Origin of the sequence: Streptococcus sp. UMB0029 (genome assembly GCF_002871495.1) — a bacterium.
In the GTDB taxonomy this organism is placed as follows: Bacteria; Bacillota; Bacilli; order Lactobacillales; family Streptococcaceae; genus Streptococcus.
In genome coordinates, this window is record NZ_PNGD01000001.1 from 31,592 (window position 1) to 45,210 (window position 13,619).

The window sequence follows — 13,619 nt, forward strand, 5'->3', positions numbered from 1 at the left end:
CTATTCAAAAGCATTATACTGGGCTATATCGTCAAAAATGTTGTTACTTAATTATTTATTGCAACTCTTTGTACATCCGGAAGTTGGACATGCACCAGCATTTAATGTTACGGTAAATGTAACACCCGCAAAAGAAATTGTAGCGGCAATAATAGTAGGGGTTATTCCACCTACAACTTGATTATCTCCAACTAATTGTTCGAGTTCTAATTCATTAATTTTTCCTGTAAATTTATTATTCATTATTTTTCTCCACTAAATATTATTATCTACAATTATTTTGACATTCAATTGTACCTGTGCAAACTGCACCTTTATTTCCAAGAGCTTCACTTATAAAACTAAGCTGCGCCCATCCCGCTCCAACTGCACTGTTATCACTAATTTCTTCTAATAACTGACTGTTAATTTTTTGGTGAAAATCTTTTTGTGCCATCTAACTATTCTCTCCTAACTAATTTTAATTTATATAGCCCAGAATAATGCTTTTGAAAAAAGAGACGTATCAATCTAACCATAGAAAGTTATTCAAAGAGTGATCCGTATAATTTGATAACATGGAGTAACCCCACCCCGATAAACCAACCATTAGACCGTATGTATTCGAAGATTTTAAATTTTTTTTATCCCATTCTTTAACAAGAACAGTATCAAATAGTTCCTGATATATATTTGTACATAAATTATTTAGATTCTTTTTATGAAGTAGTTTAGAAGCATAATTTAATATTTCTAAATTTCCTAAATCACCGTGACAATATGTAGGATTATTCCCAAATCCATAAGCTTTAGTGTTCTCAATACTTAGTCTAATGTCATTATCTAAATTATCAAAATTATATCCTGAAGAAAGCAATAATAATTTACTTAAAAGTATCCCAGGTGATCCATGACACCACGTATAAGATATTTGTTTTTCATCTTTAGATTTATACCAATCATTTTTATGAGAAGAGAAGCATTTTTTTTCATAGTTCAATGATTCTTGCAAAATTTCCTCTGCACGACTATCTCCCAAATATTTCATTGCCTTAAATAAATAAGAATGGATACCTGCATTTCCGTGAGAAAAACCAACATAATTTCTATTTGGCATACATTCCCAAAACCTTAACCCGTCTACAAACTTTGATTCATGTAATATTTTTTGAACTATTTTGGAAATAACATATTTAATATCAGGTGTGTTGTAATATGAATCTGAATTAACAAGTTTTAAAATTACAGCCAATAGCCCTGTATTCCCACTAATTAAATCATTTGAGGTATCCCTTAAAATTAGTTCATCTAAACTTAAGATAGATTTTTTAATAAAATTTTTATTTTTTACATCTCCAGTGAGATGAGCAATTTCAGCAAGTGAATATATCATCCCTCCTACACCTGTAAAAGCCCCTACTAAATGATTAGAGTGAATGTACTTATTTCCCAATAATACCTTTGAGGTTTCAACAGATTTCTTGGCATACTCTAAAAATCTTTTCTTACCTGTTATGTTCCATAAATTGATTAAAAATAACGAAATTCCTGCATTCCCACTATACAAATCATTTGTTAAAACAGAAGGTAACCAAACATCCTCTTCAAAACCCTGCATTGTTACACTAATCCAGGCCAAATCTTTTCGACCGTACTCATTAACTCCTTCAATTGAATTATCAATAATCAAATCTCCAATTTTAGTAGCAGTAGACAACCATAATTCTGGTTTTAATTTATTATAATATGTTTGAAATTTAATGTCATTGCTATCAGATTGATTTTTTCTACTTATAAAAGAATCCTTGATATAGCCAATCTGTTCTTTTAAATCTTCATCACAAAAAGTAGAAATCTTACTGTTAAAATCTTCTTTAAAATTGGTTAAATTTACGCCATTTACTTCTACCCCTTTAGAATCAAATATTTTATTATCACCGATAATAAAAGAAAAATAAGGAATATCTGCTTCTAGTAAATCTTTAAATTCTGAATCAATCAACATTGTCTCAGAATTTTCGCTTCCTATATATAATCTTCTAAGTAACATCTTTCTCTCAAAATGCTTCTGAGTAAATTCTGGGCTTAGTGATATCCTTAACAATTGTGAATAGTATAAAGTAGCCCTTGGTATAAATCTTCCAACTGTGTTACTAAAAAGCTCATATATTTTTTCAATATATATCTTTCTATTATTCATAATCCATTTATATATACCTTGAAATCCTTTTATAATTTCAAAAATATAGTCTTTGGCATCTACAATCTTACCATTGATAATAGGATTGTTGTTTTTAGGAGAAATGACATAATACTCTCTCTCAATATGAATATTATCGCTGTTAGTATCCTTGATATAGTCAGTTTTAAAAGTTGATATTTGCTCACTATTCATACTAACACCACCAACTTCATTTCCTTTTAAAAAAATGGGTAAAAGCCCTGTAGTTATTACTGAGCTTTCAAATTTTTTAGAAGCTTTTTTGAATGCTGATAAATTATTATTTCTATCCACTATCTGAGGATGGATTAATGTTTCTAAATCAATTGGAACTGGATAAGCTCCTTTCGCAATAATGTTTTCATAATGAAAATCTACAGAATTCAAAGAATAAAGTATTCCCAACAATTCTCCTATTCTTTGATAAAACCCCTTTACATCCAAATCATTCATACATTCTTCTGTATCTATATATTCACAAAATCCATATTTTTCAGTTGAAATAATATTAGGTAGTTTATAATCTAAAATCGCATTTTGATCTCGTAAGAATTCCATCATTTTTTCAAACGATTTTTCAATATTAAGCGAGCGAGGCTTATATATTATAGTGTTTCCGCTTGATAAAAAAATTTTACTCACACTCTTATTCTTTTTATGTGAATCACCATTTCCCAATTCTATTTTAGAAATCAATACTTTAGAATCCGTTTTACACTGAAATAGTTCAAGAATTTTCACATATTGCTCTTGAAATTGTTGAATAATTTCTAAATAAAATTCAAAAGTGTTTTTTACTACACAGGAAGTTAAACGTGTTAACTCGGAAAATTTTGCATAGAAATCAACTAAATTTTTTTCTTCTTTTATATATTTATTCTTGTAATAATCCATTCTGTTGACAGAAGTTTTTCCCTGAAGAACGCCTCTAGCTTTTAGAGTAGAGATATCTCCAATAATTGAACGATACAGCAAAGTGTTGATTCTATCCGCAACATCCAATACAGAGTAAGTTAAAAATTCATCCGAATCTTCAATGCTCTTATTTCTGGAAATGGTATAAGAAAACTCAGAAAAATATTTGCTAATAAACGGTATAATAATTGAAGAAAATAAATATTTTTCTTCAATTATTTCTTTAAATTGTTTTGGAATAACCTCTAAATTTAAACTAACGTACTTAAATATAATGTCTACATCCACAGTCTCGTAATCTTTATAGAAATTTAAAAGTTTCTCGATATAATTCTCTCCTAAATGCTTTGTTAACTCCTTTTCAAACGTTTCTAAACTATACTCCGGAAAATAATTTAACCAATAATTAATCATACTATCTTTCATCGTATCCTCCAATCAGTACTAAGTCTTTAGATGATATCTAAAGACTTAGGTGTACACCTAAGCATCTTACCCACCAACAATGATGATAATATCCATCACCAAAACCAAAATCGGTAAAAATTTTGAAATTTTCTTCATACTTGGACTTCCTTTCCGTTTTTATTTATTGTACAATAAATAAAAACGGATTTAATTTTTGTTGGGAAAATGGGAAATTATGAAATCAAAACTTGGCATCACACTTAGAAAAGTTCGTAAAGGAAAACAAATTAGTCTATGCTCTGTAGCAGATGAACATCTTTCAAAATCACAAATATCTCGTTTTGAACGTGGGGAGTCAGAGATATCTTGTATTCGACTAATCAATATTTTAGACAAATTACATATTACTTTGGATGAGTTCCTTGTTTTACACAATGACGACTATACCAGTTCCGAATCATTTGCTAATCTAGTACAGTACATTCGTAAGCAATATTCATCACAAAGTATCAATAATATAGCATGTCTACTTTCTGATACTTCTGATTACACTCTAAATTCTTTTGAGAAAACAATGGTAAAATCTATTTTACACACAATGGATTCGAACATCATTCCATCAGATGAAGAGATTCTTCATCTGACAGACTATCTTTTCAAAGTTGAAAAATGGGGCTATTATGAAATCATTTTATTAGGTAACTGTGTACGCACAATTAACTACAACTCCTACTTCTTATTAACTAAAGAGATGTTAAATAACTATATTTACTCATCTCTGAATAAAACTAATAAGCAGATTGTCTCTCAGCTTGCTATTAATTGCTTCATTCTAAGCATTGGTAAGGAAGAATTTTCTAATTGCTCCTATTTAATTAGTAAGATAAAGACATTGTTGGATAATGAACTAAACTTTTATGAACAAACAGTTTTTCTCTATGCAACTGGTTACTTTGAATTTAAACGTTGCCAATCAACCAGTGGAATTGAAAAAATGAAACAAGCCATACAAGTCTTCGATATTTTAGGAGAAGATAAGTTAAAATTACACTATACTGACCATTTTAATAAACTAGTAAACAAAAAATAAATGAAATTATTCTCTATCTTTTAACGAATTAGTCGTAAATAATATTATTCTAGTAAGGCATTCTCGTGAAATTTTAGAACTGTAAATTTATTGGTATTAATAATTTTCACAAACAAATCCAATCTTCTAGCTATCTCCTCATATTTATTAATTTCATTACCAAGTTCCTGTTGTAATTTTAAAATTTCTGTATTGAGTCGATCTAACATTATTGATTCCGTCATGTTCATTTGGGCAAAATCATACTTAGCTAATTTTCTAGTCTCATGATCTTCACTCTTCAAATTGATAAGGACTTCCGCCATCTTGTTTAAGGTGGCGATTTTTTCTTGGGTTTCTTCTAGCTGCATATCAATCTCTGCAATTTCTAATACAAGCTCATCTTTGATTTCTTGGTATTGTTTGTTCGTGTTAGATAGTTCAATCATAAGATTAATTTCAGAAATCTTCTCTTGAAGACTTTTTAAAGTTGGTCGTCTATAGGGGAGTTTTTGGCTATCGTTGCTCAATTGTCTGATTAAGGTCCTACCCTTGATGAAACAATTATTATCCATGTTTTCTTTATTATAGACAAAGTAAGAAGACGTTTCTCGAATGTAGACTTTATATTTTTTATGATTGTCTTCCTCAAAAATATCTGGCTGGTAGTTAGGAATAAAGATGAGTCCACTCTGTTTGATACCAAACGAAACCTGGATATAGACACCATCATCAACCAACTTCTCTATCTGATTATCCGTAAGTTCAATCTCAAACTCATGGATAGCATCTCGTTTTTCCTTGTATTTCTTGAAGGCTTCCTCGATTTCTTCAGTGGAGACTTTCTCCTTATGCTGCTCCTCTCGAAAAGTCTGAAAATCTTCCTGAAGATTTTCTAATGCTTGAATATCTCTAACTTCTCTATCTTCAAAATAACGATTAAAAAATTGAACATCGTACAATTTCTTATCGCTAATTTTTTTATGACTCAGGCTTATCTTTTTGCCATCTTCTTCTAGGGTAAACATCACATTTTTCTGTTTTAACTCGATGGTTAGATTCAACTCTTTAGCCTTTACATGCAATTCTTCTAATGAATAAACAGACTTTAGTAAAAATTTTAAACGACTTTCAATCTCTTGTTTGGCAAAATATGTTTTAAAAAAGTCTTCATCATATAAATCTCGTTTACTAAGTTGGCGACCTCGAATTGGTTTTACCATCGTTCTATCTGTCATCAAAAAACGGCTATGCTTTTGACTAAAATCAATCTGAACATGCAACTGCTTTGCTTTCTCTAAAAAATCATCAAATGATTTAGATTGCTGAAGCAAAAAATAAAGACGTTGTTTCAATTCAAATTTATGACTAGATTCCTTATATTTTTTATAATCTCGATAGGAATAACGTTTCTCAATAATTTTTGCACCAGCCATTTTAGAAATACGGTCTGAAATCATACGGAGGTTTCGTTCCAAGGCATAGTTCCATATCAACTTTTTATCTGAATTGCGGTCAATAGCATTGATTAGGATGTGATTATGAACATAATCTTTGTCTGTGTGAGTTGCTACGATAAACTTAAAACGACCTCCTGTCAATTCCATCATGGTCTCATAACCAATGCGGTTAATTTCTTCAGGTGTCAGATTATCTTCAGGAGAAAATGATTGAATGAGGTGATGAGCATGAATAGTTTGTTGGTGTTTTTCTTGTCGGTCGTTTCTGGATTCGTACAACTTGTCATTATTGGTGAAGTTGACATTGTACATCTCTACCATTTCTGCATGACTAGGGAAGTCCAAGTAATTGCTCATGCCAAAATCAGATACCAATTTCAAATTGTCCGTTTTATCAGGGTTAAGAATATACTTAATTAAACGCCTACGATATTTTTTTCCGTGAGTCGCAAAGTGTTTAGTAACTACCATGAAACTCCTTCAGTCTTTTCACCTCCACTTGAAATTCTTTGTCCACTTCCTTAATTAACTCTCCTACTCCTTTACTCAATTCTTGTAATTGGTCCTGAGAAATCAGATGGCTTTGATTAATCGCACGCGCAATTTGATTGATGTTATTTCCAATCCGTCTCAATTCAAAAACTAACTGGTCATAAGTATCAGTGTTAATCGTGACAAATGACATATTGGGATTAAGCAAAACTTTTCTGGCATAGACTGAGAAATTTTGACAATTGCTCTTAGCAATCCGTTCATTCAATTGATGTAATTCTGGATCAGTTAGAAATACTTTTTTAAGATTGGTACGATAGCGATAAACCATTACATTCTCCTAACCAATATATTTTTCACGGAACTCACGACTGAGTGGCTGCACTTGATTCACTTCTGCAATCAATTCTTGAACGCAAGTCAATAAGATTGAGACGTGCTCTTGAGTCACTTGATGATTTTCTCTTGCGACAACCAGAACTTCATACACATCTCGACTAATCTGTTCAAACTTTTGAGACTGCCAAAGGGAGAACCAACTTTCAAAAATTCTATCCTGATAATTCTTTTTCAATAAATTTTGACGAAGAAATTCTGAGAAACTATCCACTTTTTGTTCCCTCATCATTTCTTTTATCTGTTTTTCTTCTTGTCTCGTAATTCTAAATTGCTTTCGGATTGACTTAATTTCTTGTCCCATTCTGATATCCTTTCAACATTCTACTTGTCTGACAGTGTAAGTCTACCTCACATTGTCAGTACGCTTCCTAAAGACCTCACTCGCTTCTTGTTCGGTATTTGCGAGCTCAGATATTGTGTCCACAATATCCCAAAAATCATATCGCCAACCGACCAAAACCTTCCAGTTTTGACAGCCAACGATAAGATAACTTGGTGGCTTCGCCCCCAAATCCCCAGAGAAAATCTAACATAGATTTTTACAAGTTGAGAAAAGTATATCGGAAGAAACTTGGAGAAGTTATCACAAGGGAATAAGAGTATGAAAAAAGAGCCTTTCGACTCTTAAAGCAGTTTAAAAAATAATCCTAAAATCCAATATCCAGCTCACTTGCAATTTCTATCTCAAACTCTTCTGATTTCAATAACTTGTTTAAAGGAATAGTTTCGACTTTTTGTCTTAATCGAAGCTGAAGGATATTTATCTAAAATACTATGAACATTTGCTAAGCCAATCCCTCTCCCTTCTCCCTTAGAAGAGAATCCATGATTAAAGATATTAGAAATCTCAACTTTGTCTTGTACTATAGAATTTTCAACAATAATAAATTCCGTATCCTTTTCTTCAAATATGGCCAAAATCAAGGACGGTTTAACTGATAATTCCGTTGCTTCAATAGCGTTATCCAAAAGGATAGATAAGATGATAATAAAATCTAATGTATCCATATTCGCTAGATGGAGTTTTCCCTCAACTTCGATATGAAGTTCAATACCTTTACTTTGTGCCTCTAGTAATTTGGCAGAAATAACACTTTTAATTGCTGGATTACTAATATTAGATAGATTGGCAAAATCATACTGACTATCAGAAATTTTATTCTTTGTTTTGGCCAAAATATTTTCATAAACTTCCTGAATAGCATCGATATCTTTCATTTCAATTCCGTATTGTATACTAGTTAGAACATTGATGTAATCATGTCTAAAACTTCTAATCTCATTATAGAGAGATTCAATATGTTGACTATACAATAACAATTCCTCGAGTTGTTTATCTTTTTGATATAGCAACTCTTCTTCTAATTTCTCTGTCAATGTTGAATTCAAATAAATGAGCATAACAAAGAATATAACAACATAAATTCCTACTAAGTGTTCACGGTGCTCCAATGCATTTGGGATAAACTCTTCTCCAATTACTAGAAACTGAAGTGTGAACAAATAGACAATCATAGATAAATTCATCAAAACAAAATAGCGATTCAAAAAATTTTTTTTAGCCCCTCTTTTTAAGTTATCAAAATTAATTTTTACTGACTTAGTTAAATAGAAATATAACGGGAAAATTAAAATCTCAATTAACAAATTTATCCTTCCGTCAGTATGGATAATTGTTTGGTCGAATCCAAGTATAGGAAACAAATAAAAAGCTAGCACACGACCAAAGAGGCTTTCCACCACAGTAGGATAAAAACCAAAAAAAATATCTAATAACCTTATGCCATATTTGTTTAAATAAAGAGAATAGATAGGTAGATAAAAAAAATATGTAATATATGCAATCGGTGGAATAACAAGGAAGAGTCCCCTGAAGACTACAGGTATAATAACAAACCAATACCACTGAAACTTATTTCTGCTAATTTGTTGATACAACAGTAATATTACAACAATGTGGGCAAAAAAATTCAAATTTTCAAATAGTTGTTCCATTAGTTCTCCTTCATATTCTATCCCATTTGCCTATTGGCTACTGAATCCGTTCTTTCAAACCTTTCATTTTCGCACGAGACACAAAACAGTTTTCACCACCATTAAAATAAACAATCTTCTGCTCTTTATCTAATTTTTCAATATTACCTGGATTAACAACGAAAGATTTATGACAGCGATAAAGTCGCTCATCTGCCTTTTCAATTTCTGAGATGCTTGCATAAAACTCTAGGCGCTCATCAATGGTATGTAAAATAACTTTATGAACTGTCGGTGAAGTCTCAAAATACAGTATCTTATTAAAAGGAACTTGGACTTGTGATAATGATGTTTCAAACTTAAAAGCATTCTGAGCAACAGACATACCTACTTTCTCCAAGGTATATTCAATAGCGGATTCAATCCGTTCAACAAATTGAGCATTTTCTAGAGCTTTATCGATAAAGTCCAAAGCAGCTACTTTATATTTAAAAGTTACAGGCATAAATTCTGAATGCGTTGTAACAAATACAATCGTAGCATGAGGATCCTTATCACGAATTTGTCTAGCAATATCTAATCCTTTTTTCTCTTCTCCTTTTATTTCAATATCGAGAAAAAAAAGCTGATGAGAGCCACGTTCAACAATTGCATCTATCAGTTGAGAAGGTTTCCCAAAAATTTCAGGTCCTTTAAATTTCCAAGAACGTCTCAATACAATCTCTGATATAATTTTTTCCATACGTGATTGCTGTAAAAATTCATCCTCTAAAACAAAAATGCTAATCATTCTTATAATTCATTCCTTTCGTTTCACTCAAGGCACAACACTAAATGAAAAGGTGCTGTACTTTTTGTTTTGGTCTATAATATAAGTGAGAAGACCTATCACTACTACAACTCACGGGGAGGTAAATAAGTGAGTGGTACACCACTACCTCGCATTCTTATAGGTGTGATTCTTCCTATCAAGCACAACTAACTATGACTAAGAGCACGGAATCTTATAATTTGATAAGCAACTCGTTTGTGAAAAGGAAGAATAGTCAAGAGATAGGAACTTCTCGACTTTTGAGAAAGGAGTTACCTCCTATATTAAAAATTGCTTATCCTAATTGTTGTGGTATTGATATCCATAAAACCTTTGTCGTAGCGGTTATTGCCATCACCACCAAGCAAGGAATCACTGAGTACTACCGGAAACGGTTCTCAACCTTTACCAATAGTCTCATTCAGCTACGCGATCAGTTGGAATACTATTCCTGCTTTGATATCTGTGTGGAATCAACTGGTAAATACTGGACTCCTGTTTTCAATATCCTCGAAAAATCCTGCAATATCTGCTTGGCTCACCCAAAGTATGTCAAGGCTATTCGGGGTAAGAAGACCGACAAGAAGGATGCTCAGTGGATAGCTGACCTCTTCAAGCATGATTCAGTCGCTGCTAGCTTTATTCCACCTCTTAAAATCAGACAACTCCGTGACCTCTTTCGCTATCGCTTGAAGTTGACTCAACTTCAAGTCAGTGAGAAGAACCGTTACCAAAACTGCCTCACTTGGTCTAATCTCCAGATTGCAAGTGTTATTTCCGATGTCTTCGGAAAAGTGCTCAAGCTATTATCAAGAGCATCCTTGACAACCCTGAAGAGAAGCCAGATATTGAACAGATGATTCATAAGAGAATGGAGGCTAAAGTGCAAAACTTAGAAATCGCTAGTGACTGTGAACTGACTCCCCAACAAGCGGAGAAAACCAGAGTTATCAAAGCTCATTACGATGCACTCGATATCTGTAAAAAGGATTTAGAACAGATGATTCGGGAACTAGGGGCTGAATATAGCCAAGAGGTTAAACATATCCAAACCGTTCCTGGTTTCAAAGAGGAACTCTCTGCCCTTCAAGTCATCTCAGAAACTGGTGCCGATATGACTGTCTTTGATTCAGCTGGTAAACTCTGTTCTTGGGCTGAGCTAGTTCTTGCCAACAATGAAAGTGCTGGAAAGAAATATTCAACTTGTATTTCCAAAGGCGGGAGATACCTCAACCCCTTCCTTGTTCAAATCGCCAACGCTATCGTCAAGTAAGAGAAATATCCTGAATTTAGAAATAAATATTTCAAACTCAAGAAGTGCCGTGGACAGCGAAAAGCAATTATCGCTATTTGTCGCAGATTACTCGTTTCTATTTACCAAGTACTCTCAAAACAAGAACATTACAATCCTCTTCTACAAGGACTAACCGAAATACGAAATCCTGACAAAACAATGTCTATTCAAGACGCTATTCGTTTTGCACAACAACACGGATTCAATGTTGATTAATTTCAAAAATCAGGTTTCAAGTCCTCTCTTTAGTGTGCTCAAAATTAGGGAAAACAATAAATCAATTAGTTCTTGTTTTTCAAACTTTCTCCTAGCTAAAAATATAGACTGATAATGACAATATAAAAACTGTTTCTGATAAAAATAAAATTTCTCAACTTAAAAAACTATAATAGAAGTATTCACATATAAAAGAAGGAAGATATGCTAAAATCAATTCAACAACTAATAATGTCGCTGAGGGTATTTCTGGCAATAAAACAATACTGTAAACAAAAGAAGATTAATTGCAAGATAAATATCCTCTTTAATACAATAAAGATTTCACGGAATTTCTCCAGCTTATATTTTATCATAATTTTAAAGAAAAGTAATTATAAAACAACGGTGAAGCATATAAGAAAAAAAGAAACAACTGCACAAGTTGTACTCTTAACTTCAGAAGTTGATTACCATTATCTCTTTAAAAATCACTTGGAACTCCTCGGGATCATTAACCTATCTGCCAACTACAGTTATACTTATCTTTTAAAAATGGTAAAAGACTACATTGATACGTTTCTACAGTAACTCAGAAGAACCTCCCAATCTAAGCATAAAGAAAATTAATTCTTGTGTCTTAGTTTGTTTATTTCTTATTTAAAAATGCACTGACAACAAGATGTCAAGGATGAATTCGTTCTTACTCATAAATGGTAAAAACTACATGCAAAGAGCCACAAAATTCTGATGCCTAAAACAAAAATGAACAACAGTAGTCTTTAAATTAGGCTGCTGTTGTTCGTTATTATGTGACTTTCAATCCGTCTCGCTCCGTTAGGTGCGAGACAAAAAAACCACCCGCTATGCGGGTGCGCGTCGAAGGTTATACCCAAAAAAACTCCAAACGCAATACAATAAAGGTGTTCAAGCCAATTGTAAAGCGAAAGGAGAAAAATATGGCACAAAAGGCACATAGTTTATCACACACAAAGTGGATGTGTTCTATCACATTGTGTTCACCCCTAAGTATAGACGAAAAGTAATCTATAATCAATATCGAAGTAGTTTAGGCGAAATATTTCATCGCTTGTGTAGTTATAAAGGAGTTGAAATTATCGAGGGTCACTTAATGCCAGATCATGTACATATGTTAGTAAGTATTCCACCAAGGATAAGCGTTTCGAGTTTCATGGGTTATTTAAAAGGTAAAAGTGCACTCATGATGTTTGACAAACACGCCAATCTCAAGTACAAGTTTGGGAATCGGCATTTCTGGGCGGAAGGTTATTATGTAAGTACAGTAGGACTTAATGAAGCCATAATTAAGAAATATAGTCAAGATTAAAGAAATTATCCAGTGGATGATTTCTTCACGAGTATGGAAGAATATGAGGATCCCTTTAGGGATAGTGGTAAGTAATACTAAAGCCTCTTTGAGAGGCAAGTGACGAGTCAAGAGCAATAAGGCTTGAACAAAGTGAAAGCCAGCGTCTTTAGGCGCTGGCTGGTAATTTGGGCTTATAGCCCTGGTACAAACCACCCGTTTGACGGGTGGTCATGATTATATCTGTCTGGTTGGTATAGTTTAGATTTTATTAACTAAAAATTTTTTATCTTAAGCTCAATCATTATATTTTTAACAATTTAATTGCGAAAATAATTTTCACAGAGGCAAAGTTCACCTTGGCCTATTATTACTTTACGATACATGAATGCAGAAGATGCTGTAATATAATCAGAAAAATAATCTGTAATAGCTGATAGCGTGGTATCTAATACAACTTCTTCGATTGACCGATTCCAGTACTCCTCTGTTTTCTTAATTTTTTTTTCTACCACTTTGTCTTCCAGAAAGTAATCTAATTCTGAGGTATCAGCATCCATTTCAATAAAAGGTCCAACTCCTGATAATCCTCCTTCAAAAACTTCAAAGAGAAGAACCAGACGACGCTTAGTTAGTGGTTTAATTTCTTCAAGACGACTATTTTTATCATGAATTATAACAATAACTTCACTTTCAGTTCCAAAATGTACTTCAAGCATATTTTTTAAGTCTTCTAAATTTAACTGGCTGTAGTTTTGTAGTTCAATTGTTGCACCATGTAATCTTAACATTAAGAATTTGGCCAACATCGTTTTATTTACCAACGTAGAGCAAAGTGCTACATTTTCCTCTAACATGGAGAAAAATTCTCTTTTGTCATCTGAAATAGCAAATGAATATTGGAGATGCTGGCTAATTTTTTTATTAAACTGATAATCACTTAATAATTCATCTAATTTTTTTGGAGTTTTCAAAGTGAGAAATGGTTTTTGTGTTTTCGCGTATTTCTCTGAAAAGTAATAAGTGTCTTGCTTCTGGTTGACTGTTAAAAATGGGTTTAAAAGCATATTTTCTA

At 32.4% G+C, this 13,619-nt stretch carries 12 protein-coding genes and 2 pseudogenes; 4 read left to right on the forward strand and 10 right to left on the reverse strand.

Annotated elements, in window-relative coordinates; genetic code table 11:
- Window positions 1–51: 51 nt before the first annotated feature.
- The 4 genes from CJ239_RS00165 to shp3 all read right to left on the reverse strand — a co-directional run bounded on the left by CJ239_RS00165 (window position 52) and on the right by shp3 (window position 3,679).
- Window positions 52–243, reverse strand: a complete 192-nt coding sequence (locus CJ239_RS00165; protein WP_102210124.1) for a class II lanthipeptide, LchA2/BrtA2 family — start codon at window positions 241–243, stop codon at window positions 52–54.
- Between the two features lie 22 nt (window positions 244–265).
- Window positions 266–436 carry a lichenicidin alpha family lanthipeptide gene (locus CJ239_RS00170; RefSeq protein WP_102210125.1) on the reverse strand — a complete coding sequence of 57 codons (171 nt, stop codon included), beginning with the start codon at window positions 434–436 and terminating at the stop codon, window positions 266–268.
- Between the two features lie 69 nt (window positions 437–505).
- Complete coding sequence (locus CJ239_RS00175) at window positions 506–3,541, reverse strand: type 2 lanthipeptide synthetase LanM family protein (RefSeq protein ID WP_102210126.1); 3,036 nt, start codon at window positions 3,539–3,541, stop codon at window positions 506–508.
- 66 nt (window positions 3,542–3,607) lie between these two features.
- Window positions 3,608–3,679 (reverse strand): peptide pheromone SHP3, encoded by a 72-nt coding sequence (gene shp3, locus CJ239_RS11545; RefSeq protein WP_001812431.1) that lies wholly within the window; start codon window positions 3,677–3,679, stop codon window positions 3,608–3,610.
- Between the two features lie 79 nt (window positions 3,680–3,758).
- On the opposite strand from shp3, the gene CJ239_RS00180 reads away from it, so the two are divergent.
- On the forward strand, window positions 3,759–4,613 hold the full coding sequence (locus tag CJ239_RS00180; protein ID WP_102210127.1) for an XRE/MutR family transcriptional regulator: 855 nt from the start codon (window positions 3,759–3,761) through the stop codon (window positions 4,611–4,613).
- 44 nt (window positions 4,614–4,657) lie between these two features.
- On the opposite strand, the gene CJ239_RS00185 is transcribed toward CJ239_RS00180, so the two are convergent.
- The 5 genes from CJ239_RS00185 to CJ239_RS00205 all read right to left on the reverse strand — a co-directional run bounded on the left by CJ239_RS00185 (window position 4,658) and on the right by CJ239_RS00205 (window position 9,707).
- Window positions 4,658–6,523 (reverse strand): SAG1250 family conjugative relaxase, encoded by a 1,866-nt coding sequence (locus tag CJ239_RS00185; RefSeq protein ID WP_102210128.1) that lies wholly within the window; start codon window positions 6,521–6,523, stop codon window positions 4,658–4,660.
- A complete protein-coding gene (mobC, locus tag CJ239_RS00190; protein ID WP_000263039.1) occupies window positions 6,510–6,875 on the reverse strand; it encodes a plasmid mobilization relaxosome protein MobC in 366 nt (121 codons plus the stop codon). Before mobC ends, CJ239_RS00185 begins: the two co-directional genes overlap by 14 nt.
- A 9-nt stretch (window positions 6,876–6,884) precedes the next feature.
- Window positions 6,885–7,244, reverse strand: a complete 360-nt coding sequence (locus CJ239_RS00195; RefSeq protein ID WP_084889485.1) for an SAG1252 family conjugative relaxosome accessory protein — start codon at window positions 7,242–7,244, stop codon at window positions 6,885–6,887.
- Window positions 7,245–7,627: 383 nt separating this feature from the next.
- Complete coding sequence (locus CJ239_RS00200) at window positions 7,628–8,938, reverse strand: sensor histidine kinase (protein ID WP_102210129.1); 1,311 nt, start codon at window positions 8,936–8,938, stop codon at window positions 7,628–7,630.
- Between the two features lie 37 nt (window positions 8,939–8,975).
- Complete coding sequence (locus tag CJ239_RS00205; RefSeq protein WP_102210130.1) at window positions 8,976–9,707, reverse strand: response regulator transcription factor; 732 nt, start codon at window positions 9,705–9,707, stop codon at window positions 8,976–8,978.
- Window positions 9,708–10,009: 302 nt separating this feature from the next.
- On the opposite strand from CJ239_RS00205, the pseudogene CJ239_RS12335 reads away from it, so the two are divergent.
- From CJ239_RS12335 to tnpA, 3 genes and pseudogenes are all read left to right on the forward strand, one after another.
- Window positions 10,010–11,238, forward strand: a pseudogene (locus CJ239_RS12335) (IS110 family transposase).
- 387 nt (window positions 11,239–11,625) lie between these two features.
- Window positions 11,626–11,808 carry a hypothetical protein gene (locus CJ239_RS11550; protein ID WP_142366982.1) on the forward strand — a complete coding sequence of 61 codons (183 nt, stop codon included), beginning with the start codon at window positions 11,626–11,628 and terminating at the stop codon, window positions 11,806–11,808.
- Between the two features lie 368 nt (window positions 11,809–12,176).
- Window positions 12,177–12,640: pseudogene (gene tnpA / locus CJ239_RS00220) on the forward strand (IS200/IS605 family transposase).
- 224 nt (window positions 12,641–12,864) lie between these two features.
- Here the strand turns inward: tnpA and CJ239_RS00230 are convergent.
- Complete coding sequence (locus CJ239_RS00230) at window positions 12,865–13,611, reverse strand: hypothetical protein (protein WP_102210132.1); 747 nt, start codon at window positions 13,609–13,611, stop codon at window positions 12,865–12,867.
- Between the last annotated feature and the right edge of the window lie 8 nt (window positions 13,612–13,619).